Origin of the sequence: Streptomyces sp. NPDC047525, assembly GCF_040643025.1 — a bacterium.
GTDB classification, from domain to species: Bacteria; Actinomycetota; Actinomycetes; order Streptomycetales; family Streptomycetaceae; genus Streptomyces; species Streptomyces durmitorensis.
The window spans coordinates 986,082-1,010,630 of the sequence record NZ_JBEYTL010000001.1; the positions used below are offsets into that span (position 1 = coordinate 986,082).

The 24,549-nt window shown below is 70.3% G+C and carries 21 protein-coding genes and 1 pseudogene; 5 read left to right on the forward strand and 17 right to left on the reverse strand.

From position 1 onward, the window contains the following. Positions 1 to 7 precede the first annotated feature (7 nt). A complete protein-coding gene (locus tag ABZ833_RS04630; protein ID WP_361040907.1) occupies positions 8 to 1,162 on the reverse strand; it encodes a DUF6777 domain-containing protein in 1,155 nt (384 codons plus the stop codon). A gap of 162 nt (positions 1,163 to 1,324) precedes the next feature. Here ABZ833_RS04630 and ABZ833_RS04635 point away from each other — a divergent pair, with 162 nt between their 5' ends. Next, the gene (locus ABZ833_RS04635; protein WP_361040910.1) at positions 1,325 to 2,743 is read left to right on the forward strand and encodes a lipase maturation factor family protein; all 1,419 of its coding nucleotides are present in this window, start codon (positions 1,325 to 1,327) and stop codon (positions 2,741 to 2,743) included. Here the strand turns inward: ABZ833_RS04635 and ABZ833_RS04640 are convergent. From ABZ833_RS04640 to ABZ833_RS04675, 8 genes are read right to left on the reverse strand one after another with little or no spacing between them, the layout of a single operon-like run. Continuing rightward, positions 2,731 to 3,597 carry an amidohydrolase family protein gene (locus tag ABZ833_RS04640; RefSeq protein WP_361040912.1) on the reverse strand — a complete coding sequence of 289 codons (867 nt, stop codon included), beginning with the start codon at positions 3,595 to 3,597 and terminating at the stop codon, positions 2,731 to 2,733. The genes ABZ833_RS04635 and ABZ833_RS04640 overlap by 13 nt on opposite strands. Then, entirely contained in the window at positions 3,597 to 3,911 is a 315-nt protein-coding gene (locus ABZ833_RS04645) for an L-rhamnose mutarotase (RefSeq protein ID WP_361040914.1), read from the reverse strand. Before ABZ833_RS04645 ends, ABZ833_RS04640 begins: the two co-directional genes overlap by 1 nt. Then, the gene (locus ABZ833_RS04650) at positions 3,908 to 4,903 is read right to left on the reverse strand and encodes an aldo/keto reductase (protein ID WP_361040917.1); all 996 of its coding nucleotides are present in this window, start codon (positions 4,901 to 4,903) and stop codon (positions 3,908 to 3,910) included. The genes ABZ833_RS04645 and ABZ833_RS04650 overlap by 4 nt, the downstream gene beginning before the upstream one ends. 5 nt (positions 4,904 to 4,908) lie before the next feature. Next, positions 4,909 to 5,673 carry an SDR family oxidoreductase gene (locus tag ABZ833_RS04655; protein ID WP_361040920.1) on the reverse strand — a complete coding sequence of 255 codons (765 nt, stop codon included), beginning with the start codon at positions 5,671 to 5,673 and terminating at the stop codon, positions 4,909 to 4,911. Further along, positions 5,670 to 7,010: an L-fuconate dehydratase gene (locus ABZ833_RS04660; RefSeq protein ID WP_361040923.1), complete on the reverse strand. Its 1,341-nt coding sequence runs from the start codon at positions 7,008 to 7,010 to the stop codon at positions 5,670 to 5,672. The genes ABZ833_RS04655 and ABZ833_RS04660 overlap by 4 nt, the downstream gene beginning before the upstream one ends. Before the next feature lie 49 nt (positions 7,011 to 7,059). Beyond that, entirely contained in the window at positions 7,060 to 8,061 is a 1,002-nt protein-coding gene (locus tag ABZ833_RS04665; RefSeq protein WP_361041370.1) for an ABC transporter permease, read from the reverse strand. 34 nt (positions 8,062 to 8,095) lie between these two features. Beyond that, entirely contained in the window at positions 8,096 to 9,697 is a 1,602-nt protein-coding gene (locus tag ABZ833_RS04670; RefSeq protein ID WP_361040925.1) for a sugar ABC transporter ATP-binding protein, read from the reverse strand. Between the two features lie 8 nt (positions 9,698 to 9,705). Then, positions 9,706 to 10,791 (reverse strand): sugar ABC transporter substrate-binding protein, encoded by a 1,086-nt coding sequence (locus ABZ833_RS04675; protein WP_361040928.1) that lies wholly within the window; start codon positions 10,789 to 10,791, stop codon positions 9,706 to 9,708. A gap of 214 nt (positions 10,792 to 11,005) precedes the next feature. Between ABZ833_RS04675 and ABZ833_RS04680 the strand changes: the two genes are divergently transcribed. Next, a complete protein-coding gene (locus tag ABZ833_RS04680; protein WP_249586130.1) occupies positions 11,006 to 11,707 on the forward strand; it encodes a FadR/GntR family transcriptional regulator in 702 nt (233 codons plus the stop codon). Positions 11,708 to 11,751: 44 nt separating this feature from the next. Next, positions 11,752 to 12,186, forward strand: a pseudogene (locus ABZ833_RS04685) (serine hydrolase); the annotation flags it as partial. Here ABZ833_RS04685 and ABZ833_RS04690 read toward each other — a convergent pair. The 6 genes from ABZ833_RS04690 to ABZ833_RS04715 form a co-directional block, all read right to left on the reverse strand. After that, positions 12,176 to 12,547, reverse strand: coding sequence for a VOC family protein (locus tag ABZ833_RS04690; protein ID WP_361040931.1), 372 nt, complete (start codon positions 12,545 to 12,547; stop codon positions 12,176 to 12,178). The pseudogene ABZ833_RS04685 and the gene ABZ833_RS04690 overlap by 11 nt on opposite strands. Positions 12,548 to 12,699: 152 nt before the next feature. Beyond that, positions 12,700 to 15,729: a glycoside hydrolase family 38 C-terminal domain-containing protein gene (locus ABZ833_RS04695; RefSeq protein WP_361040933.1), complete on the reverse strand. Its 3,030-nt coding sequence runs from the start codon at positions 15,727 to 15,729 to the stop codon at positions 12,700 to 12,702. Between the two features lie 234 nt (positions 15,730 to 15,963). Beyond that, positions 15,964 to 17,223 (reverse strand): glycosyl hydrolase, encoded by a 1,260-nt coding sequence (locus ABZ833_RS04700; protein WP_361040935.1) that lies wholly within the window; start codon positions 17,221 to 17,223, stop codon positions 15,964 to 15,966. Between the two features lie 86 nt (positions 17,224 to 17,309). After that, positions 17,310 to 18,131, reverse strand: a complete 822-nt coding sequence (locus ABZ833_RS04705; protein WP_361041372.1) for a carbohydrate ABC transporter permease — start codon at positions 18,129 to 18,131, stop codon at positions 17,310 to 17,312. A 134-nt stretch (positions 18,132 to 18,265) separates the two neighbouring features. Continuing rightward, a complete protein-coding gene (locus ABZ833_RS04710) occupies positions 18,266 to 19,204 on the reverse strand; it encodes a sugar ABC transporter permease (RefSeq protein WP_361040937.1) in 939 nt (312 codons plus the stop codon). 23 nt (positions 19,205 to 19,227) lie between these two features. Continuing rightward, positions 19,228 to 20,511, reverse strand: a complete 1,284-nt coding sequence (locus ABZ833_RS04715; RefSeq protein ID WP_361041375.1) for an extracellular solute-binding protein — start codon at positions 20,509 to 20,511, stop codon at positions 19,228 to 19,230. A gap of 275 nt (positions 20,512 to 20,786) precedes the next feature. Between ABZ833_RS04715 and ABZ833_RS04720 the strand changes: the two genes are divergently transcribed. Then, the gene (locus ABZ833_RS04720) at positions 20,787 to 21,803 is read left to right on the forward strand and encodes a LacI family DNA-binding transcriptional regulator (protein ID WP_361040939.1); all 1,017 of its coding nucleotides are present in this window, start codon (positions 20,787 to 20,789) and stop codon (positions 21,801 to 21,803) included. A gap of 56 nt (positions 21,804 to 21,859) precedes the next feature. Continuing rightward, positions 21,860 to 22,321 carry a hypothetical protein gene (locus tag ABZ833_RS04725; RefSeq protein WP_361040941.1) on the forward strand — a complete coding sequence of 154 codons (462 nt, stop codon included), beginning with the start codon at positions 21,860 to 21,862 and terminating at the stop codon, positions 22,319 to 22,321. 80 nt (positions 22,322 to 22,401) lie between these two features. Here the strand turns inward: ABZ833_RS04725 and ABZ833_RS04730 are convergent, their stop codons facing one another. Together ABZ833_RS04730 and ABZ833_RS04735 are read right to left on the reverse strand one after the other, a co-directional pair. Continuing rightward, positions 22,402 to 22,800: a DUF4440 domain-containing protein gene (locus ABZ833_RS04730; RefSeq protein WP_361040943.1), complete on the reverse strand. Its 399-nt coding sequence runs from the start codon at positions 22,798 to 22,800 to the stop codon at positions 22,402 to 22,404. 98 nt (positions 22,801 to 22,898) lie between these two features. Continuing rightward, complete coding sequence (locus tag ABZ833_RS04735; RefSeq protein ID WP_361040945.1) at positions 22,899 to 24,545, reverse strand: alpha-L-fucosidase; 1,647 nt, start codon at positions 24,543 to 24,545, stop codon at positions 22,899 to 22,901. Positions 24,546 to 24,549: the final 4 nt, after the last annotated feature.

Sequence of the window (24,549 nt, forward strand, 5' to 3'; positions counted from 1 at the left end):
CGCACGCTCAGCTCTGGAAAGTGCCGGGATCGCTGGTCAGCGGAGAGTCGCCCAGGGAGGGGTCGTCCGGGACGAGACCGCTGCCATCGGGCTGGTCAGGGGTGTCGGGAACGCTCTCGGGGCCGGTCTCGTCGCCGGGGTCCTCCTGGGACGGGGGCTGCACCGTGTCGTCGTCCGGCGTGCTCGGCTCGTCCGGGGGCGAGGTCGGCGCGCTGGAGGTGGGCGTGGGGCAGCCGGGAGGGATCTCGGAGGGGGTGCCGGTGGGCGGCTCCGTGCCCGCGTCGGGGGCGGGCGTCGGGCAGTCCGTGGACGTGGTGGCCGACTCGCTGGGGGTGCTGCTCTCCTCGTCCGATTCGCTCGGGCTGGGGCTCGTGGGCGTGGGGGTGGGGGTCGGCGTGGGCGTCGGGGACGGCGGCGGCACCACGCGGTCCTTGTCGCCGTCGTGGTCGCCCGTCTTCCGCTCGATCCACGTGTTGTTGGTGATGTTCACGATGGTGATGTTCACGATGATCTTCGGCGCCGGCGTCACGACGATCACCTGGGCCGGGCGGTAGCCGGACCACGGCTTGCCCTGGTGGCTCGGGGTGCCCTTGAAGGCGACCGGCGGCTTCAGCGGGTTCCCGCAGGCGCACCGCACGCGCGGCAGTCCCCGGTTGTCGACGAGGACCGCGGTGCCGGTCTGCAGCACGGACTGGAAGCTGGTGGCACCGCCGTCGCGGTAGCCGTGGTTGGTGACGCGGGTGTCGGCCCGCAGCACGACCGGCGTCAGGCCGCGCAGGAAGCCCGGGATGTCGGCCTGGGAGATGCCCTCGGCCTGGGCGAAGGCGCGGGCCTTGCCCTGATCGGCGGTGAGGAAGCGGACCTGGGCGTCGACGTCGCAGCTGCCCACGGACTGCGTGCCGCCGTACAGACCCGGCGTACCGCCCGACAGGGAGCGCACGCCCTGGGCCGTGGGCGACGAGGTTCCGGTCGGCGAGGGCTGCGGCGAACGGGTGACGGGCGAGGGAGTCGCCGTGGACGTCGCGGTGGAGTCGGTGAACGGATCGGGGCCCTGGGCGGCGACCGGCTGCATGAACAGCTCGGGGCCGCCATCGGCGGAGTTCTTGTCGCCTCCGCCGGAGCATCCTGCGACGGCGATGGCCGCGGATATCGCGAAGGCCATCGCATGGGTCCTGGTGGGCCTGGTGGGCACACGCACCGTGCTCTCCCGCCTGTTATCGGGCACTTTGCCCCCATTCTCTGGGGCAGCGGGAGCCGGTGCGCAAGCCGGAGCGTGTTCGCGGGCCCGGAGGGGGCCGGGCCGCTTTGGGCGCAAGATGGCCTTGTGGAGTGGTTCACCGCAGATCAGTACTGGCTCGGCCGCCTCGTGTTCCAGCGGGCGCTCGCCGCCGTCTACTTCTTCGCGTTCCTGGGGGCTGCGCTGCAGTTCCGGGCGCTGATCGGGGAGCGCGGCATGCTGCCGGTGCCGCGCCACGTCGAGGGCGTACCGTTCCGGCGGGCCCCGAGCCTCTTCCAGCTCCACTACTCGGACCGCTTCTTCGCCCTCGTCGCGTGGACGGGCTGCGCCTGCGCCCTCGCGCTGCTCGCGGGCGCCGACGGTCTCCTCCCCCTGTGGGGCGGCATGCTGCTGTGGGCCGTGCCGTGGGCCCTGTATCTCTCGATCGTGAACGTGGGGCAGACCTGGTACGGCTTCGGCTGGGAGTCGCTGCTCCTGGAGGTGGGCTTCCTCGCCGTCTTCCTCGGCAACGACGAGACGGCGCCGCCGGTCCTCGTGCTCTTCCTGCTTCGCTGGGTGCTGTTCCGCGTCGAGTTCGGGGCCGGGCTGATCAAAATGCGCGGCGACGCGTGCTGGCGAAAGCTCACCTGCCTGGACTTCCACCACGAGACCCAGCCGATGCCGGGGCCGCTGAGCTGGTTCTTCCATCATCTGCCCAAGCCGGTCCACCGGGCGGAGGTGGCGGCGAACCACTTCACCCAACTCGTCGTGCCCGTCCTGCTGTTCACGCCGCAGCCGATCGCGACGGCAGCGGCCTGCCTGATGATCGCCACCCAGCTGTGGCTGGTCCTCTCGGGGAACTTCTCCTGGCTGAACTGGCTGACCATCGTGCTCGCCGTGTCCGTCGTGGACTTCGGCGGAGCAGGAGCCCCGTCACAGTCCTCCGCTCCCCCGCTCTGGTACGAGGTGGTGGTCATCGCGGTGACGGCGCTGATCCTCGGCCTGAGCTACCGCCCCGCGCGCAATCTGTTCTCGCGGCGGCAGATCATGAACTACTCCTTCGACCCGCTCCATCTCGTCAACGCCTACGGGGCGTTCGGCAGCGTCAGCCGCGTCCGCCAGGAGGTGATCGTCGAGGGCACGTCGGACCTGACGCCCCGCCAGGACTCCGAGTGGCGTGAGTACGAGTTCAAGGGCAAGCCGGGTGATGTGCACCGTTGGCCAAGGCAGTTCGCGCCGTACCATCTGCGGCTCGACTGGATGATGTGGTTCGCCGCGCTCTCCCCCGCGTACGCGAGGCCGTGGTTCGGCCCGCTGGTGGAGCGCCTCCTGGACGGCGACCGGGACACGCTGCGGCTGCTGCGCCACGTCCCGTTCCCGCCACAGGCCCCGCCCGCGTACATCCGCGCCCGCCTCTTCCGCTACCGCTACACGACCTGGCGTGAGCTGCGCGAGACGGGCGCCTGCTGGGAGCGGACGTACGTGCGGGAGTTCCTGCCGCCGACACGGGTGGATCAGAGGCGGTAGACGCGGGTCGCGGTCCCGGCGAAGAGGGCGGCGCGCTCGCTGTCGCTCAGCGATGCGGTCAACTGCCGGGCTGCTTCGACGACTTCGCCGTACGTGGCGGCCAGGGTGCAGACGGGCCAGTCAGAGCCGAACATCAGCCGGTCGGGGCCGAAGGCGTCCAGGACGGTGTCCGCGTACGGGCGCAGGTCGTCGACCGTCCAGGCCTTCGGGTCGGCCTCGGTCACCAGGCCGGAGAGTTTGCAGACGGTGTTGGGCAGATCGGCGAGTGCGCGGACCGCCGCCGCCCAGGGTTCGAGGGCGCCGGAGGCGATGGGCGGCTTGCCCAAGTGGTCGAGCACGAAGGTGAGTTCGGGGTGCTCCTGGGCGGCCTTGACGCAGGCAGGGAGCTGGTGGGGCAGGACGACGAGGTCGTAGACCAGACCCGCCGCGCCGACCGCCGCCAGGCCGCGGCGCACGTCGGGCCGCAGCAGCCACTGCGGGTCGGGCTCGCCCTGGACCTGGTGGCGGATGCCCACGAGGTGTTGCCCGCCCGGGAGTTGACGCAGCTCGGCGAGCACGTCGGCGGCATCCGGGCGGGTGAGGTCGGTCCACCCGACGACGCCCGCCACCAGGTCGCTGTCCGCCGCCAGGGCGAGGAACTCGGGGGTCTCCTCGGCGACGGTGACCGTCTGGACCAGGACGGTCGCGGTGACACCGGCGGCGCGAGCATCGGGCAGGAGGTCGGCGAGAGAGAAGTCCCGGCGGATCGGGGCGAGCGCATCGCCGGTGATCCATTCCTGGTCGCGTACGGAGAGGTCCCACACGTGGTGGTGGGAGTCGACGAGGTGTGGTGTCACGGCAGGTCCCGGCGGCATCACGGCAGCTCCCACACGACGGGCAGCCCGGCGTCCGAACCCTCGGCCGAGTAGTCGTGGACGACGTCGAGGAGCTCGGCCATGCGGGCCTGCCAGGCGATGTTGACCGGCAGCTTGTCCAGCTCGGCGAGCATACGGGCGTAGTCCTCGCACTCCAGGACGTGGAAGAGATCGGTGCCGCTGCGCCAGATCGTCCAGGAAGTGGCGCCCGCCGCGCGGATGGCGGCGACGAGCTCGGCGGGCACCTCGCGGTGCGCGGCGTCGTACTCGGCGACGCGGTCGGCGCGGACCTTGGTGTGCAGGGCGATTCTCACGCGGGGTCCTCTCCGGGGACGGGTGCACCGGCGGGCAGCAGCCCCTCGGCGCGTGCTTCCTTCCAGAAACCGGCGGGGACGGCGGAGACGAACTGCGCTGCCGTGTCCCGGACTTCGTGCGGCGAGCGGGCGCCGACCAGGACGGTGGCCACCGCCGGGTGGGCGAGGGGGAAGGCCAGGGCCGCAGCGCGCAGCGTGGTGCCGTGCCGTTCCGCCATCGCCTTGAACTGGAGCGCGCGGTCCACGAGGGCGCGGGGTGCGGTCGTGTAGTCGTAGGTCGCGCCGGGCCTGGGGTCGGCCAGGAGGCCCGAGTTGAAGACGCCGCCGATGACCACCGCCTTGCCGCGCTCCCGCGCCGCCGGCAGCAGCCCGGCCAGGGCGCTCTGGTCCAGGAGCGTGTAGCGGCCCGCGCACAGCACGGCGTCGACGTCCGTGTCACGGACGAAGCGGGTGAGCATCCGCGTCTGGTTCATGCCCGCGCCGATCGCGCCGACGACGCCTTCGGAGCGCAGCCGCTCCAGGGCCGGATACCCCTCACGGAAGGCCTGTTCCGCGTGGTCGTCGGGGTCGTGGAGGTAGACGATGTCGACGCGGTCGAGGCCGAGGCGGGTCAGGCTCGCCTCCAGGGAGCGGCGGACGCCGTCCGCGCTGAAGTCCCAGACTCGGCGGTGCGTGGCGGGCACGGCGAAGCCGTGGGCGAGATCGTCGCCTTCCGGCCTCTCCACCGCTTCGAGGAGGCGCCCCGCCTTGGTCGAGAGCGTGTACGTCTCGCGGGGGCGCGCCCGCAGCGCCTGGCCCACCCTGCGCTCGGACAGGCCGATGCCGTAGTGCGGCGCCGTGTCGAAGTAGCGGATCCCCGCGTCCCATGCCGCGTCGATCGCCCCGGCCGCCTCCTCGTCGCCGATCGGCGCGTAGAGGTTGCCGAGGCCGGCGGCGCCGAAGGACAGCTCGGTCACCTCGACGCCGCCGGGTCCAAGGGTGCGCCGGGCCATGCCGCTCACTGGCCCGCCGGCCTCAGCCGCAGGCCCTGCATGCCGCCGTCGACGGCGAGCGCGGTGCCGGTGGTGGCACCGGAGAGAGGGCTGGCCAAGTAGGCGACGGCGCCCGCGACTTCGTCCGCCGTGACGAGGCGTCCTGTGGGCTGGCGGGCCGCGAGCGCGGCACGCTCGGCCGCCGGGTCCGGCGCGGCGTCCAGGAGGCGGCCGACCCACGGGGTGTCGACGGTGCCGGGGTTGACGCAGTTGACGCGCACCCCTTCGCGTACGTGGTCCGCGGCCATGGCGAGCGTCAGGGAGAGCACCGCGCCCTTCGACGCCGAGTACAGGGCGCGCTGCGGGAGGCCCGCGGTCGCGGCGATGGAGCAGGTGTTGACGATCGCCGCCCGGGTGGAGACGCGCAGATGGGGCAGGGCGGCTCGGGTGGTGCGCACGATGCCGAGGACGTTCACGTCGAGCACCTTGTGCCACTGGGCGTCGTCGTTGTCCTCGACGGTGCCCTGCGCGCCGATGCCCGCGTTGTTGATCAGTACGTCGAGTCCGCCGAGGTCGGCCACTGCGGCGGCGACGGCTTCGCGCACCGACGCGTCGTCCGAGACGTCGGCGCGGTAGCCGGTGAGCGGCTTCTCGACGTCGTCCGGGTTCAGGTCGAGCACGGCGACCCGGGCGCCGCGCGCGGCGAGCAGTTCGGCCGTGGCCCGCCCGATGCCGGAGGCTCCTCCGGTGACCAGGGCCTTCAGACCCTCGAAGTCCTGGACGTCCGTCATGCGGCTGCTCCTTTGCCCTGAGCGAGGTCGGCGGCCCAGAAGGCGCCGTCCGGATAGGTGAATTCGGCGAGCGACTCGGCCCGCATCGCGGCCGAGAAGCCCGGCGCGGCGGGGGCCATGTAGTGGCCGTCGCGCAGCACGACCGCGTCGATGAAGTGGTCGTGGAGATGGTCGACGTACTCGATGACGCGGTTCTCGGTGGTCCCGGACAGGGCCACGTAGTCGAACATCGACAGGTGCTGGACGAGTTCGCACAGGCCCACGCCGCCGGCGTGCGGGCAGACCGGGACGCCGAACTTGGCGGCGAGCAGCAGGATCGCGAGGTTCTCGTTGACGCCGCCGACGCGGGCCGCGTCGATCTGCAGTACGTCGATGGCGCCCGCCTGGAGGAGTTGCTTGAAGACGATGCGGTTCTGCACATGCTCGCCGGTGGCGACCTTGACCGGGGCGACCGCCTTGCGGATCGCCGCGTGGCCGAGGACGTCGTCGGGGCTTGTGGGCTCCTCGACCCAGTACGGGTCGAACTCCGCGAGCGCGCGTGTCCACTCGACGGCTTCGCCGACGTTCCAGCGCTGGTTGGCGTCGATCGCCATCCGGATGTCGGGGCCGATCGCCTCACGGGCGGTACGGCAGCGGCGTACGTCGTCCGCCAGATCCGCGCCGACCTTCAGCTTGATCTGGGTGAAGCCGTCGGCCACGGCCTGGCGCGCGAGGCGGGTCAGCTTCTCGTCGCTGTAGCCGAGCCAGCCCGGCGACGTCGTGTAGCCGGGGTAGCCGCGCTCCCGCAACAGGACTTCGCGCTCGGTGGCTCCGTGTCTGCCCAACTGGAGGAGTTCCAGCGCCTCTTGAGGGGTGAGGGCATCGGCGATGTAGCGGAAGTCGACCTGGGAGACAAGCCACTGGGGCTCGGCGTCCGCCAGGAACCGCCACAGCGGCTTGCGTGCCCGCTTGGCCGCCAGGTCCCACAGGGCGTTGACGACGGCGCCGATGGCCATGTGCATCACGCCCTTCTCGGGGCCGAGCCAGCGCAGTTGGCTGTCCCCGATCAGGTCGCGGTTCAACGTCCCCGGATCGGCGCAGAGTTCCTCGACGGACCGCCCGAGCACGTGGTGGCGCAGCGCCTCGATCGCGGCGACCTGGACGTCGTTGCCGCGCCCGATGGTGAAGGTGAAGCCGTGCCCCTCCAGGCCGTCGTCCGCGTCGGTGCGCAGGACCACATAGGCGGCGGAGTAGTCGGGGTCCGGGTTCATCGCGTCGGATCCGTCCAGTTCCCGCGAGGTCGGGAACCGTACGTCGAAGGTGTCGACCGCGGTGATGCGGGCGGGAGTCGGGGACACGGGAGGCCTTTCCGGAAAGGGGCAGCGAGACGGGGAACCCGGAGCGGGGTCAGTCCTGTGCACGGCCGGTGGTGACGCGCGCGATCATCAGGGCGACCAGGATGATTCCGCCGTAGATGGCCTGGATCCAGAAGGAAGGCACCTGGGCGAGAGTGAGCAGGTTCTGTACGACGCCGAGCAGCAGGACGCCGGTGAGGGCGCCGAACATGGTGCCCTTGCCGCCGTCGAGGCTGATGCCGCCGATGACCGCGGCCGCGAACACGGTGAAGATCATGTTCTGGCCCTGGTTGGCGTTGATCGCGCCGACGTAGCCGGTCTGCATGAGTCCGCCGACGGCGGCGAGGACACCGGCGACGACGAACACCCCGAGCATCACGCGCTCGACACGGATACCGGCGGCGCGTGCCGCGTCCGGGTTGCCGCCGATCGCGTAGAGGGCGCGCCCCACGCGGTGGTATTTGAGGACGAAGCCCGCGATGCCGAAGGCGAGGGCGGCCAGCCACACGGAGAGCGGGATGGTCAGGAACGTCGAGGTGGCGAGGGTGTAGAAGGCGTCGGGCATCCCGAAGAGCGTCTTGCCCTCGGTCGCGCCGACGAGCAGTCCGCGCAGCACGATCAGCATGGCGAGCGTGACGATGAACGCGTTCAGCTTGAGCTTGACCACGAGGATGCCGTTGAAGGCGCCGATGACCGCGCCGACGACGAGGATCGCGAGCAGGGCCACCACGGCGGGCATCTCGGTGCCGAATCCGGCCTGCGCGGCGGGCAGCACGAGCAGCGCGCCGACGGCGGGCGCGATGCCGACGACCGATTCGAGGGACAGGTCGAACTTGCCGGTGATGAGGACGAGCGACTCGGCGAGCACGACCATCGCGAGGGCCGCGGAGGCGCCGAGGATGGAGATGAGGTTGCGTTCGGTGAGGAACGAGTCGTTCACCAGGGCGCCGAGCAGCATGAGCAGCAACAGCGCTGGTACCAGGGCGAGTTCGCGGGCGCGTCGTAGCAGCACGGAGCGTGCCTGGGCGCGGGCGTTGTCGGTCTTCGCGGTCAGGTCCGGTGTGGTCGAGGCCGACGGGGCCTTCGTGTCAGCCACGGCTGTCTCCTTGTTCTCCGGCTGCGGGCCGGTGGGGGCTTGTCGCGCCGTTGCCCCGTTCGGGGCCCGTCTCGCCCACCCCTTCGATCGATGCGATCAGGTCGTGGTCGGTGAAGCCCGCCGTGTGCTCGGCGACGATCCGGCCGTGGAAGAGGACCAGGACGCGGTCGCAGCGCCGCAGGTCGTCCAGCTCGTCGGAGACGACGAGGACGGCGGTGCCGTCCTCGCGGGCGTTGTCCATCCGGGCGAGCAGTGACTCCTTGGACTTCACGTCCACGCCGGCGGTGGGATTGATGAGGACGAGGAGCCGCGGGTCGGAGGCGAGCGCTCGTGCCATGACGACCTTCTGCGCGTTGCCGCCGGAGAGGTCGGACACGGGCTGGTCGGGCCCCTCGGCGTGGATGTCGAGGCGGTCGATCAGCTCCTCGGCGAAGCCGCGCTTGCGCTCGGTGCCGACGAAGCCGTACTTCCCGAGCCGGTCGAGCACGGTCATCGTCGCGTTGTCGCCGATCGTCATCCCGAAGACCAGGCCCTGGTCGTGCCGGTCGCGCGGGACGCAGCCGACACCGGCCCGCAGCGTGGCGGTCACGTCGCCGAACGGGAGCTGTTTGCCGTCGAGCCGGGCGCTTCCGCCGGTCGGTGTGTGCAGCCCCGCGAAGGTCTCGGCGAGGTTGATCTTGCCGCTGCCGCTGGATCCGGCGAGGCCGACGACCTCGCCCTTGCGGACGGTCAGGTCGATGTCCTCGTACGACTGGCTGGTGAGGCCCGTGACGTCGAGCATCACCGGGGCGTCGGCGGGGACCTCGGTCCTCGCGACGGACTCCTCGGCGGCTTCCTTCTCCCGCAGGGCCTCGCCCGCCATCGCCTCGACGAGGGCGGCGCGCGGCAGATCGGCCACCGGCGCCGTGGTGATCCAGCGGGCGTCGCGCAGGACGGTGACGGTCTGGCACACCTCGTACACCTCCTGGAGGTGGTGCGAGATGAAGAGGAAGGTGACCCCGGACTCCTGGAGCGCCCGCATGCGCGTGAAGAGCCGCTCGATCTCGCGGTTGTCGAGCTGAGCGGTGGGCTCGTCCAGGACGATGAAGCGCGCGCCGAAACTCAACGCCCGTGCGATCTCGACCATTTGACGGTCCTCGACCTTGAGGTCGGCGGTGCGCGCTTCCGGGTCGACCCGCACGTCCCAGGTGTCGAGCACCTCGGCGGCCTGGGTGCGCAGCTTGCGCCAGCTGATGGATCCGCCGCGGCCTTCGGGCTGCCGGTTGATGAAGAGGTTCTCGGCGACGGTCAGATCGGGCACGACCGTCGGCTTCTGATAGACGCAGGCCACCTTGCGGCGCCAGGCGTCGCGGTCGGTGAGCGGCGGGGCGGGCTCGCCGTCGAAGAGGACGGTGCCCGCGTCCGGGGCCTGGAGGCCGGTGAGGATGGTGACGAGGGTGGACTTGCCCGCGCCGTTGCGGCCGACGAGGGCGTGGGACTCACCGGGCAGGACGGTCAGCTGTCCGTCCTGCAGCGCGACGGTGGGTCCGTACCGCTTGGCTATGCCGGTCGCTTCGACGAGCGCCGTCGGCCCCGGAGCCGGGGACTTGGTCATCGGCGTACTCATTTGACCGTGTTGCCCCACAGCTTGGAGTCGTCCACGTTCTGCTTGGTGACCAGCGGGGCGGGCAGCTGGTCCTCGAGAATGCCGCTGGGCAGCTTCACGATGGTGGAGTCGTGGTCGGTCGGGCCCGGCTTGAACTTCTTCCCGTTCATCGCGGCCTTGATGTAGTACATCCCGTACTTGGCGTACGCGTCGGCGGGCTGCGAGACGGTCGCGTCGATCTGGCCCTTGCGGATGGCGTCGAACTCCTGCGGGATGCCGTCGTTCGAGATGACGGTGATGTGGCCCTTCTCGCCCGTCTTCTTCAGCATCTTCTTGGACTTCAGGGTCTGCAGGGTGGGCGCGAGGTAGACGCCGCCCGCCTGCATGTAGATGCCCTTGATGTCGGGGTTGGAGTTGAGCAGCGTGTCGAGCTTCGAGGCGGCCGTGTCGGACTCCCACTTGGCGGGGATCTCCAGGACCTTGAGCTTGGGGTACTTCTTCTTCACGCAGGTGCGGAACGCCTCGGAGCGCTCACGGCCGTTGACGGAGGCGAGGTCTCCCATGATCTGGACGACCTTGCCGGTCTTGACCTGCTTGCCGAGGTAGTCACAGGCCTTCTCGCCGTACGCGACGTTGTTGGCCCGCACGACCATCGCGACCTTGCCCTTCTCGGGGGCGACGTCGACGGCGACCACGGGGACGCCCTTGCGTTCGGCCTGGTCGAGACCGGCGGAGATGGCGGCGCTGTCGAGGGGCGCGACGACGAGCCCTTTGACCCCCTGGTTGAGCTGGTTGTTGATGTCGGTGATCTGCTGCGAGGGGTCGCTGTTGGAGTTGACCGTCTTGAGCGCGTCGACGTCCTCGGACTTCGCCATCTTCGGCACGTAGTCGTTGTACGACTGCCAGAAGGGCGAGGTCAGCAGGGGCAGGACCACCCCGACCTTGCCCTCTCCGCCGCCTTCGCCGCCCGCGGGCGCCGCGCTGTCCTTCGTGCTGCCGCATGCGGTGAGCACGAGGGACGCGCAGGCCGCCGCGGCGGCGATCCGCGCCGTCCGCGAAATCCCCGCCCTGCTGGACGTGTTGCGCACTGTTCTGCCGGCCATCTGACGGCTCCTCATCGAGCGTGAAATCGATCGTGATCGGACGGAGTTCTAGCGGTTCCCAGCGCGGTTCCTAGCGACTGATGGGCGAATATTTATCAGACCACTTGGCGCTCACAACACCCCTCGTCGCCAATTTTTCCTTGTTTTGAGCCGTAGTGGTCCGACCACATCTCTGGTTAGACTGCGGCGCACTTGGCTAGTGGAGGAGCGTTACGTGGACCAGACCGCCCCGCAGAAGGGCACCGTGACCGGGCGGGCCATCGAGCAGATCAAGGCGATGATCGGCGAGGGCCGTCTGGAACCGGGTGAACGGCTGCCGACGGAGCGGGACCTGGCGACACAGCTGGGCATCTCGCGCAGTTCCATGCGGGAGGCGATCCGCGCGCTCACCGTGATGGGGGTCCTGGAGGCCCGGCACGGTTCGGGCATCTACGTCACGCAGTTGGAGGCCGGGGACCTCCTGGAGACCTTCGGCGTCGTGGCCGACCTGTCGCGCGGACCACGGCTCGTGGAACTCCTGGAGGTGCGCAGGGTCCTGGAGTCCACGGCGACGGCGCTGGCGGCCGCGCGCATCTCGGCGGACCAACTGGCCGACGTCGAGAAGCACTTGGAGGCGATGAACGCCACGGAGGACCCGGAGGAGATCCTCTCCCACGACCTGGCGTTCCACCGCACGATCGCCTTCGCGGCGGGCAACGACACGATGGCGGCGATCCTGGAGGGCCTGTCCTCGCGCACGTTCCGCGCACGGGTATGGCGCGGCTACCAGGAAGAGGGCGCCTTCGAACGCACCCGCCGCGAACACGCACGCATCCACCGGGCCCTGGTGGCCAGGGACCCGGAGGCGGCCAGAGCCGCGGCGGCGGCGCATGTGGGAGAGGTGGAGGAGTGGCTGCGGGGGCAGTTGGAGGGGTAGCGGAGTGCCTGGCCGCCGGGCTGTGACCGGCGCACCGCGGACCACGTGTGGTGGCGGTCGAGGTGCACGACGAACGCCATCGTCCTCGGCGGCGTGGCGGGCCACGCCGGGCTCTTCTCCCCGCTCGCCGATCTCGAACGCCTGGGAGCGGCCCTGGTCCGGGGCGGCGACGGAATCCTGGGGCGCGCCGCCTTCCGCCGGATGACGGAGTGCCCCACCGAGGGGCTCGGTCTTCGCCGCTGCCTCGGCCGGCAGGGGCAGGACCGATCGCCTCTCCGGTGGGCGGCGCGATGCGCCCGGACTCGTACGGCCACACGGGCTTCACCGGCACCAGCCTCTGGGTGGACCCCTCCGCCGGACGCTTCCACGTGCTGCTGGCCAACCGGGTGCACCCACGCCGCGACGGCCGACGCTTCCCGGCCGTCAGGCGGGCCTTCCACCACAGGACGGCCCACCTGGAGACAGGCCTCAGCCGATGAGGGTCTCCTTCGGACGGACCACGCAGAACTCGTTCCCCTCCGGATCGGCCAGCACGGTCCACGACTCCTCACCGCTCTGCCCGACCTCCGCCCGGCGGGCGCCGAGTGCGAGGATGCGCTCGATCTCGGCGTCACGATCCTCGGCGGCGGACGTGAGATCGAGATGCAGCCGGTTCTTGACGACCTTGCGATCGGTCACCGGCATGAAGCAGATCCCCACCGGCGCGGTCTCGTCCGGGCCGATCACGACCTCCCGCCCCCGCTCGGACAGGATCCGCCAGCGCAGCACCTCGGCCCAGAACCGGGCCAGGGCGGGAAGGTCATGGGCGTCGATGACGATGTGATGCAGCGAGACCGGCATGTCGGCCAGTGTGCCCGGTGACCGCCCGGGGAGGGGCGGTACTCGGTCCGCATCCCGGCAGCACGCTCATGAGGGCGGCGACGAAGAAGCCGCCGGACGGGGCCGGTGGGCCGGCCCCGTCCGGCGGCTGGGCGTCCTCGCTCAGCGAGCCGTCACGCCCGCGTCAGCCGCAGCGTCACCAGCTCGAACGGCCGCAGCGTCAGCGCGACGCCGTCGCCCGAGCGCTCCGGTGCCGTGGCATCCGCGAGAGGCCGCTCGAGGAGATCCGTCACGTCGACCGAGCCGACCGGGAAGCCCGCGGCCAGCGTTGCCCTCGCACGGCCGCCGCGCGACTCGTGGAAGCGGACGACCACGTCGCCGCTGCCGTCGTCGGCAAGCTTGACCGCCGTGACGACGACGGCGTCGTTGTCGACCGTCACCAGCGGGGCCACATCGGCACCGCCCGTGATCCGCCGCTCGGGGAGGTTGATCCGGTACCCCTCCCGCACCGCGTCGCCGATCCCGGCCCCCGGGACCAGCGCGTGCCGGAAGCGGTGGACGCCCTGGTCCGTCTCGGGGTCGGGGAAGCGCGGGGCGCGAAGGAGCGAGGCACGCACCGTCGTGGTCGTACCGGCGTCCGAGGCGCGCACCGTGCGTGTCACGTCATGGCCGTACGTCGAGTCGTTGACCAGGGCGACACCCCACCCCGGCTCCTCCATGTGCACGAAGCGGTGGTTGCACGCCTCGAACTTGGCGGCTTCCCAGCTCGTGTTGGTGTGCGTGGCCCGGTAGAAGTGGCCGAACTGCGTCTCCGACGCGTACCGCTCCGCGTGGATGTCCAGCGGGAACGCCAGCTTCAGGAACTTCTCCGTCTCGTGCCAGTCGACCTCCGTGTCGATGTCCAGGCGCGTGGAGCCGGGCGCCAGGGACAGCACCTGGGTGAGCCGCGAGTCACCGAAGCTGCGTACGACACGGACCGAGGCGCCGCCTTCGCCTTCCACGGGCTCGACCGCGTCCGCCTCCGTGAGGTCGGTGACCGTGTTCCGGTAGAACTCGTCGACGTCCCACGCGTCCCACATGTTCGGGAAGTCCGCGTGGATCTGCGGCAGGTTCGCCGCCTGGCCGGGTGCGACGGCCTCCCGGTCGGCCACGATGTCGTACGCCGAGACGACAAGACCGCGCGCGTCGATCTCGACCCGCAGCAGGCCGTTGTCGAGGACGTACCCGCCGTCGGCGCGCGAGGCGATCGCCGACTGGCCGTCGATGGCGGCGGGGCGCGCGCCGCCTGCGGGGACGCCGTCGCGGGTGTGCGGGGTGGAGTTGAAGACGAGGGTGCCCGTGCCGCCGTCCCCCGCCAGTGCGCGCTGGGCCGCCTCGATGATGCCGTTCAGCTCGTCGGCGACCGCCGCGTACGTCGCGCGCGCCTCCCGGTGCACCCAGGCGATGGACGAGCCGGGCAGGATGTCGTGGAACTGGTGGAGCAGCACCGTCTTCCAGATGCGGTCCAACTCTTCGTAGGGGTAGGCGAATTCGGCTGACCGGACGGCCGCCGTGGCCGCCCACAGCTCCGCCTCACGGAGCAGGTGCTCGCTGCGGCGGTTGCCCTGCTTGGTGCCCGCCTGGCTGGTGAGCGTGGCGCGGTGCAGCTCCAGGTACAACTCGCCGACCCAGACAGGGGCGTTCGGGTACTCCGCCTCGGCCTTCTCGAAGAAGGCCGCGGGAGTCTCCCACTCGACGGTCGCCGAGCCCTCCAGATCACGGAGGCGTCCAGCCTTCGCGATCATCTCGCGGGTGGTGCCGCCGCCTCCGTCGCCCCAGCCGGTCGGTGCGAGGGAGTGCCGGGCGACTCCCTTGTCCTTGAAGTTCTTCGCCGCGTGGGCGATCTCGCTGCCCTTCATCGAGCAGTTGTAGGTGTCGACGGGCGGGAAGTGCGTGAAGATGCGGGTCCCGTCGATGCCTTCCCAGTTGAAGGTGTGGTGCGGGAAGCGGTTGGTCTGCGACCACGAAATCTTCTGCGTGAGCAGCCACTTGGAGCCCGCCGCCTTGATGATCTGCGGCAGACCGGCGGCGAACCCGAAGGTGTCGGGCAGCCAGGCCTCATCGTTCTCGACACCGAATTCATCAAGGAAGAACCGCTTGCCGTGCACGAACTGACGGGCCATCGCCTCCGACCCCGGCATGTTCGTGTCCGACTCGACCCACATGCCGCCCGCGGGCACGAACCGCCCGTCGGCGACCGCCTTCTTGACCTTCGCCCACACCTCGGGCCGGTGCTCCTTGACCCACGCCCACTGCTGCGCCTGGGACATGGCGAAGACGAAGTCCGGCTCGTCCTCGATGAGCGCGGTCATGTTCGACGTCGTACGCGCGACCTTGCGCACCGTCTCGCGCAGCGGCCACAGCCAGGCGGAGTCGATGTGTGCGTGGCCGACGGCGCTGATGCGGTGGGCCGAGGGCTCGGCGGGGGTGGCGAGCACGCCTTCGAGCTCGGCGCGGGCCGCGGCCGCCGAGCCGTTCACGTCCTGGAGGTCGACGGCGTCCAGGGCGCGCCCGACGGCACGTACGACGGCGTAACGGCGCCCGGAGTCCTCGGGGAGTTCCACCATCAGCTCGCCGAGCACTTCGAGGTCGATGACGAGCTGCCACACGGTCTCGTCGAAGACGGCGAGGTCCATGCGGGCGAGCTTGTACTGGGGCTCGCTGCCGGCCGTCTCCTTGTCGCCGAGCTGGGTGGGCAGGAAGGGGTGATAGTCGAGGATGACGGGGTTGGACGCGGCCTCGATGTGCAGGTGGACGTCTTCGCCGCCGGTTGCCGGGGCGGCGATCCTCACCCACTGGTTGCGGGGGTTGAGGCCCTTCACGGGGGTGCCGTCGGGGCGGTAGACCAGGCCCTCGCACTGGAAGCCGGGCATGTTCTCGTCGAACCCGAGGTCGAGGACGGCCTCGACACTCTTCCCCGCCCAGTCCGTGGGCACGGTGCCGGTCACCCGGAACCAACTGGTGGCCCAGGGGGCACCCCACGCGGCGCCGACCTTGGTCGGCTCGGGGTGCGCCGCGAGCCCCTCTTCGACGGGTACGGGCTCACCCGGAGCGGTCCAGACGGCGACGTCGAGGGGGACGGACTCCGGATAGACGGCGGGGCGGATGCGTTCGTCGAGGACGCGCTTGAGGCGGGCTTCGATGAGGGTGCGGTCGTCGTGCATGGTGCTCTCCGTTTGTGTGTTGAGTGCGGGACGGGATGGGCGGGTTCCTTTCCCCGACCCCGCCCCTTCCCGAAAACCCGCTGCGCGGGGGCCTCCTCAAACGCCGGAGGGGCTGAATTTTCAGCCCCTCCGGCGTTTGAGGAGCGGGGTCTGGGGCGGAGCCCCAGGTAGGTCCGGGGCGCAGGCACGGTTTTCGGGAAGGGACGGGGTCGGGGAAAGAATCCTGTTTCCGGTCTAGCCGACCTCCCCCGGCCGCACGACCTCCGTGATGCCCCGCGCAGCCAAGTGCGCCGGGTCACCGGCCCGGCTCGCCAGCACGGCAGTGGGCCGCACCCCCTCCGCCACCAGCCGGAAGAACGCCTCGAACACCGCTCCCCCAGGAGCACACGCGGACCGCTCCGAGGGCGAGTCCGCGACCACCACCGCGGTCGCCCGCACGGCAGGCGCATACTCCCGCCCCCGCCACTCCTTCGCGAGCCGAGCCAACACCTCACCCCCCGGCTTGACCCGGCCGTCGTTCGTCAACAGGCCCAGGCTGTACTCAAGTTCAGGGAAGTCCGACAGTGAGCGCGACACATCGTGCGAGCACCACCACGTCACCCCCCACACATCCGCACAGTCCAGCGCCCCCGCCACCGTCGCCTCGGTGAAGGAGGCGGCGTGCTCCGCGGGGATGAGAGGAGCGGGCGCGCCCACCTCCTGGAGCCAGACCGGGCGGTGCGGGTCGTCCGCCCAGGCCTTGGACAGCTCGATCATGTACGCCGCGTGGTGCTCGGTGGCGACCCCCTCCCTCCCGTGCCGCTGAGCCGTGCCGTTGAACACCCAGGAGTGCACGGCGGTCGCGCCGCCGAGCCGCGCGGCCTGGGCCGGGGTGAAGGGCTGGTCGTCCTGGTACCAGGCGGCGTCGTACTCGGCGTGCAGATGCAGCTTGCCGGGCGCGCCCTCCTCGCACGCGGCGAGCACCCGCCGCAGCCACTCCCCCGCCTGCTCCTGCGTGATGCGGTCGGGATCGGGATGCGGGCCCGCCGAGAACTGGTTGACCTCGTTGCCGATCGTCATGCCGATGAAGTTCGGCCGGTCGGCGAGCGCGGAAGCGAGCGTCCGCAGGTAGGCGACCTCGCCCTCCACCACGTCGGGGTCGGTGAAGATGTTCCGCCGGTGCCAGGTCTGCGTCCACGCGGGCAGGAAGTCGAAGCTCGACAGGTGCCCCTGAAGTCCGTCGACGTTGACGTCGAGCCCGCGCTCGGCCGCTGCGTCCGCGAGGGCGACGAGCTGCTCCACGGCGCGCGGCCGGATGAGGGTGCGGTTGGGCTGGAAGTAGGGCCAGATCGGGAAGACCCGGATGTGGTCGAGGCCGAGCCCGGCGATCGCGTCGAGATCGGCGCGCACGGCGTCGATGTCGAAGTCGAGCCAGTGGTGGAACCACCCTTGGCTGGGGGTGTAGTTCGCGCCGAAGCGCGGCGCTTCGGAGGACGCGGAAGGCTCAGAAGGCACAGAAGGCATGCGAGTCCTGGTTCTCGGGGGTGCAGGGGTGCGGGGGACAGGGAACGCTGACGGGTGGGAGGAGGCGGGAGGCGGCGTCAGCCCTTCACCGCTCCCTCGCCCACCCCACGGAAGAAGTACCGCTGGAGACAGGCGAAGAGCACGATCAGCGGAAGCACGGCGATGACCGTGCCCGCGGCGACGAGCCGTTCGTCGTTGGCGAAGGTGCCGTGCAGATAGTTCAGGCCGATGGTCAGGGTGAACCTGTCCGGGTCGCTCAGCACGATCAGCGGCCACAGGAAGTCGTCCCAGGCGCCCATGAAGGCGAAGATCGCCACCACGGCGAGCGTGCCCTTGACCGCGGGCAGGGCGATCCGCAGGAACCGCTGCCAGACATTCGCGCCGTCGACGAACGCGGCTTCCTCGATCTCGTACGGCAGGTTCAGGAAGGCGTTGCGCATCAGCAGGACGTTCAGGGCCGAGACACAGCCAGGCAGCAGCACACCGATGAGGGTGTTGTTCAGGCCCAGCTCCCGCATGGTCGTGAACTGGGCGATGATGATGCCCTCGACGGGGACCAGCATGGCCAGGATGAAGACGACCGTGGCCGCCCTGCGGCCCCGGTAGCGAAGGCGCGCGAGGGCGTAGCCGGCGAGCGTGGCGCCCACGCAGTTGGTCACCACGTTGGCGGCGGCCACCTTCAGGGAGTTCAGCGCGTAGTCCCAGACGGGGATGGTGTCGGCGACCCGCTCGTAGTTGTGGAGGGTCGGGCTGCCCGGCAGGAACTTGGGCGGGGAGCTGAAGATGTTCTCGTGCGGGCCCTTCAGGGAGGTGGACAGCTGCCACAGGAAGGGGCCGATCATCAACGCCAGTACGGCGAGCAGGAGTGCGTAGCGCAGGACGATCTCCCACATGGGCATCCGGCGCCCGTTCTCGTCGGTGATACGCCCCCGCTTGCGGGCCCCGGCCTTGCGGACCTTGCCCTCCGCCTTCGCCTTGGCCTTGGCCTTCGCCTTCGCCGCCTGCTCGGTCTCGCGCGTGTCCGTCGTGGTGCTCACGCGTCCTCCTTCCGGTCCGCGCGCAGCACGAGCAGCATCAGCGCGACGGTGACGACGAAGACGACGACCGAGATGGCCGACGCGTACCCCACGCGGCCGGTCAGGCCAGTGCCGACGCGTTGCACCAGCATCACGAGCGTGGTGTCCTCGCCTGCCGGACCGCCGTTGGGTCCGGCCATCAGGTAGACCTCGGAGAACACCTTGAAGGCGGCGACCGAGGAGAGTGCGGCGACCAGGACCATCGTGGAGCGCACGGCGGGGACGGTGACCGTGAAGAAGCGGCGCACCGCGCCCGCGCCGTCCACCGAGGCGGCCTCGTGCAGTTCGCGCGGCACGTTGGCCAGGGCCGCCAGGTAAATGATCATGTAGTAGCCGAGGCCCTTCCAGACCGTGACGGCCATGGCGCTCAGGAGAAGCAGCCACTGATCGCTGAGGAAGCCGACCGAGCCGACGCCCACCGCCTCCAGCACCGCGTTGACCAGGCCCCGTTCATCCAGCATCCACACCCAGATCAGGCCCACCACGACGATGGACGCGACCACCGGCGTGTAGAAGGCGGACCGGAAGAAGGTGATGCCGGGGATGTGCTTCTGGACGAGCATCGCCAGCAGCAGCGGCAGCAGGACGAGCGCGGGTACGACCCCGACGACGTACAGCGTCGAGTTGCGGAGCCCGATCCAGAACATGTCGTCGTGCAGCAGCTCGCGGAAGTTGTCCAGGCCGACGTACTCCCCCGGTATCAGGGTGCGCTTGTCGGTAAAGGAGTTGATGAGCGTGCTGACGAACGGATAGAGGATGAAGATGCCGACGACCAGCAGCCCCGGGGCGGCGAACAGCCAGGGACTGGAGGGCAGTTGACGCCGGATCCGGCTGCGGGGACTGCGGTCGTTGTCGGCGGCGGCACGGGGAGCCGTGGCGGCGCTGGAGCTTTTCATGGTGGTGATCCCGTGTCGTCTTCTCAGCTCTGCTTCAGGAGCCGGTCGCAGTTCTTGACAGCGTTGTCAAGCGCTTCCTTGGGGCTCTCCTTGCCCTGTAGCGCCCGCGCGACGCCGTTGCGCAGCTCGATCTTCATCTGCTCGCTGAACAGCACGGGCGTGTAGTTCACCGCGGTCTTGATGGACTTGGCGGCGGCGACCCGCACGCGCGTGTCATCGGTGCCGTCCTGCTTGGTGAAGTACGGGTCGTCGAGCGAGCCCTGCGTGCTGGGGAAGATCGCCACCTTCTTGGCGAAGGACATCTGGTGCTGCGCGTCCGTCACGTAGTGGGCGAAGGCCACGGCGGCGGGCGTCTGCTTGGTGCGGGTGTTCACCATCACCCCCATCACGTACATGTTGTCCTTGCCGGTGTTGGTGATCTGCGGGGTGATCCCGATGTTCTTGTAGAGACCGGGCGCGTCCTTCTTGAACTTGCCGAGGTCCAGAGCGCTTCCGGGGTTCATGGCGACGGCCTCGGTGAGGAACTTCTTCCCCGTCGACTCGGGCGTCGCGGTGAGGGCCTGCCGGTCCAGGGCCTTCGCGTCGTACAACTTCTTGTACTTGGTGAGGAGTTCGACGCCCTTGGTTCCGTTGAAGGTGAACTTGGTCCCCTCCTTGTCCATCAGCGGGACGCCGTAGCGGCCGAAGTCCTCGATGGTGGGGACGTTCGCGAGCGTGGCGGTCCTGCCCTTGCTCTCCTTCGACAACTTCAGGGCGTCGTCGAAGAGTTGATCGAACGTCGTCGGGGGCTTGTCGGCGTCGAGCCCCGCGTCCTTGAAGATCCGCTTGTTGTAGAAGAGCGGCCCGGTGTTCAGGTACCAGGGGAAGGCGTACGTGCCCTCCGTGCCCGGTATCTGGTGGCTCTTCCACGCCCCCGGCAGGTACTCCTTCTCGTACTTGCCCGCGGCCTTGTCGAGGTCGAGCGCGAGACCGGCCTTGGCGAGCGGGGCGACCAGGTCGGGCGAGACGTTCACGACGTCGGGCAGGGTGCCGGCCGCGGCGTCGGCGCTGATCTTGTCGGCGTAGCCCTCGCCGGGCTGGTCGACCCAGTTCACCTTCGTGCCCGGGTACTTCTTCTCGAAGCCGTCGACGACGTCCTCGAAGTACGACTTGAAGTTGGCCTTCAGGTTCCAGGTCTGGAAGGTGATCTCGCCCTCGATCTTGCCTGAGGCATCGGTCGAGCCGCCGCCGTCACCTCCGTCGCCACAGGCGCTCAACGGCAGGAGCACGGCGAGGACGGCGGCAGCGGCGGCTGCCCTTCGGGGGATGCGGGGGTGGTGGGAGATGCGCACGGTGAAACGGCTCCTTTGCTCGGCCCAGCGTGAGGCAGACCCTGCATGGAACTCCGGTAAAAAGTCAATGGATTCGTTGAACAATCTCGTTCGACCCCATCAAGTACCCTGGTCAGGGCGGTTCGTTGAACTTATTGCGGCGATCGACTAAAGCGCTTTAGAGTGGTCGAGCTCAAGCGCATTAGTATGCGCACCACAGGAAAGGGGCAACACCGGTGCAAGGCAAGCGGTCCCCGGCACGCCGGCCGACCATGAAGGACATCGCACGCCGCGCCGGAGTCTCCGAGAGCGCCGTGTCCTTCGCGCTCAACGACCGGCCCGGAGTCTCCGACGTCACCCGCGACCGGGTGCGCAGGGTCGCCGAACAGCTGGGCTGGCACCCGAGCACGGCGGCGCGCGCACTGTCCGGCGAGGGCTCGGCGACGGTGGGCCTGGTCCTTGCCCGGCCCGCCGGGACGCTGGGCGTCGACTCCTTCTTCCTCCAGCTGATCTCGGGCATCCAGGAGGTTCTGGCGGAGCGTCAACTCGGCCTGCTCTTCCAGGTGGTGGAGGACGTGACCGCCGAGTGCGCGGTCTACCAGCGGTGGTGGGCAGAGCACCGGGTGGACGGCGTCCTGGTCGTGGACCCGCGCACGGACGACCCCCGCCCCGCGCTCCTCGACGATCTCGGCCTGCCCGCGGTGGTGACGGGCGGCGTGCCGGATCCGGAGGCGCACCACCCCGCCCTCTCCACCGTCTGGGCGGACGACGCGGGCGCGATGGCGTCGATCGTGGACCATCTGCACGCCCTCGGGCACCGCCGCATCGTGCACATCGCGGGGCTCCCCGGCCTCGCCCACACGGAGCGGCGGATCCGGACGCTGCGGGCCGAGGCCCAGCGCCGCGACCTGTCCGAGGTCCGCTCGGTGACCACGGACTACTCGGACGCGGAGGGCGCCGCGGTGACACGGCGGGTGCTCTGTGCCGCGTCACCGCCGACGGCTCTGGTGTACGACAACGACGTGATGGCCGTCGCCGGGGTCGCCGCGGCGGCCTCGCTCGGCTTCACCGTGCCGGCGGACGTATCGGTGATCGCATGGGAGGACTCGGCGCTGTGCCGGATGGTGCACCCATGGCTGACGGCACTCTCACGCGACACGACGTCCTTCGGCCGGACCGCGGCCCGCGAACTCCTGTCCCTCCTGGACGACGGCCCCGCGGCCACGGTCCAGGTGCCGCTGCCCAGGCTCATCGAACGGGAGAGCACCGGGCGGGCCGCCGGGACCTAGCCGCCACGATCCGGCGAGCAGACCCAAGTGTCGTACCCCGCCAGTACGGTTCCGGAATGGCGGACATCTACGAACTCTCGATCGCGGTGGACCTGCGTGACGACGTCACCGAGGACGAGGTCGCCGAGCTCCGGTGGCATCTCGGCCTGGGCCCCCAGCCGGAGGAACTGACCATCGTGCGCGAGTTCCCGGTCGTGAGGGAGGACGATCTGGGCGAGCTCGTCATCGAGGACGCCCCGGAGCCGCTCATGGGGTGCCACGACACGGCCTTGAAGGTGGGCGGCGCACTCACCTCCGTGCTGCTGCGGCGCGAAGAGGGCTGGGCGCTGACCGCTCGGCAGGAGATCCACCCGGACGGCTTCGACCGTGTCGGCGAGCTGCTCGCCTGGATGGCGAGCAAGGCCAGGGCGCACCACGAGCGGTTCGGGGGTCCCGTCCACGTCGGATGGACCAGGTTCCACGAGGAGGACCGGCCCGACGCCCTGACCGTACGGAACGGCGAGGTCGTGTGGCCCTAGAAAGCCCGCGGAATCCCACGGAGTCCCACGGAATCCCACGGAGTCCCGCGGAAAGGTAGCCGTGTCGGGCGCGCCAGCGGTCAGGGCGCGTCGTACCAGGAGAACGCGGCGATCCGCCAGCCCTCCGGGGTGCGGACGAACTGGATGGTCTTCGTCCCGCCTCCCTCGAACGGCTCGCCGTCCAGTGTCCCGGACTTGCCGTACGTGCCGAACCGAGAGGCGATGTCACCCTCGATCTCGGTCCGTTCAGAGGTCTCCCACTCGGAGAACTCCACCAAACGGCCCTCGCTCAGGAGCCGTTGGCGGGGTTCGATGAACTCGTCCACCGTGTAGACCGTGAACTGCGGGCCCGTCATTACGATCACGCCACCCGGGATGACAAGGCGCCGGATGCGGGCCACGTCGGCGGCCTTGCCGCCCACGTTGTCGAAGGCTCCGAAGAACTCGGCGGTCACGGCGTCGATCTCACTCTTGGACATGGCCGTGACGCTAACACCGCTGCCGGGTACGGGACTTCGGCGCCCTGGGGTGCCGGGAGCCGCGACCGTCGTCGACGCGCGCGGCTCCCGGAGCGGCCCTAGACCCGCGAGCGGTACAGGCCGAACTCCGCGAGGCGTACCGCCCCGCGCGACCCCGTCACCCGAAGCCGCCACTCCCGCGCCCGTACCGGCGTGGCCAGCGTCAGGACCCGGCTCGCCCCCACCGAGTCCACCTCGGTCACGACGGACCAGCCGGCCCCTTCGGTCACCCGCGCCTCGATCACCGCGTGCTCCAGCTGCTGGCCCCGCCGGATGTCCTCCCCGAGCCGGATCCGGTCGACCTCGCGCGCCCGGTCCAGGTCGACGGTGAGCGTCCCCCGGGAGGGCGCGGGGCAGGCCCATGCCGTGTCCGGGTCGCCGTCGACCGCGTACGACGCACGGCGGCCGTCACCGCGGGCGCGTGCGTCCCGCGCGAAGTCCTCCGGCAGCTCACGCCCGATCCGCTCGCGGAACTCCCGCAGCCGCGCGACGTCCGCATCCGGGAGCAGACCCCGCTGGTCCGGCGGGATGTTCAGGAGCAGTACGGAGTTGCGGCCCACCGATCGGAACCAGATGTCCGTCAACTGCTCGACGGACTTGGGCTGTTCGTCCTCGTGATAGAACCACCCGGGCCTGATCGAGACGTCGCACTCCGCCGGCCACCACTGCACGTACTGGGCGACCGCTCTCGCGTCGGCGAGCGCATCCCGGCTCCCCTGGTCGGGCGCGTCGTACTTCAGGGCGTAGTCGATGCTTCCGTTCCCCGAGTCCTTGACGGGGACGACGCTCCACTCGTTCTCGCGCGCGAGTCCGCCCTCGTTGCCGACCCACCGCACGTCGGGCCCGCGCACGGCGACCGTCGCGTTCGGCGCCAGGGCGCGGATGACCGCGTACCAGCTGTCCCAGTCGTACGTCTCGACCTTCTCCGGCGGGATGCGCCCCTGCGCCCCGTCGAACCAGACCTCGTCGACCGGCCCGTACTCGGTGAGCACCTCGTAGAGCTGGTTGAGCATGTGCGCGCCGTAGTCGGTCGCGTCGAGCGTGAAGGAGCGCACGGCGGCGGCGCCCGACCGGTCGTCGCCCTCCACCGGCGTGGGAATGGTGCGCGGCGAGCGCGCGCTGCCGTTGGCGTAGACGCCGTGCAGGTACTGGTTCTCGTCGGCGGGCGAGATGTAGACGCCCACCTTGATGCCGTACCGGCGCAGCGAGTCGGCGAACGAGCGCAGTACGTCGCCCTTTCCGTCCCGCCAACTGCTGCTCACCACACTGTGCTTGGTGTAGCGCGAGGGATAGAGCACGAAGCCGTCGTGGTGCTTGACGGTGAGGATGGCGAGCTTGAAGCCGCCGTCGCGCAGGGCCCGCGCCCACTGGTCGGTGTCGAGTCCCGACGGCTGGAAGACGTCGGGGTCCTCGTCGCCCGTACCCCATTCGAGGCCGGTGAAGGTGTTGACCCCGAAGTGCAGGAAAGCGGTCTGCTCAAGGCGCTGCCAGGCGATCTGCCGTTCCGTCGGCCGGACTTGGGACGCCTTGGCGACGACCTCGTCCGGGGAGTCCTTGGAGCTGATCGGGATGCGGTAGGGCGGTTCGGGAGCGGCCGCGGCGGCCGTGCCCGCGGGGCCGGGTGCCGCGAGCGCGAGGGAACTGCTCGACGCGGCCACCGCCGTGGTGACGGCGGCGGTCACGAAGAGACGTCTGCTGACAGTCATGGGT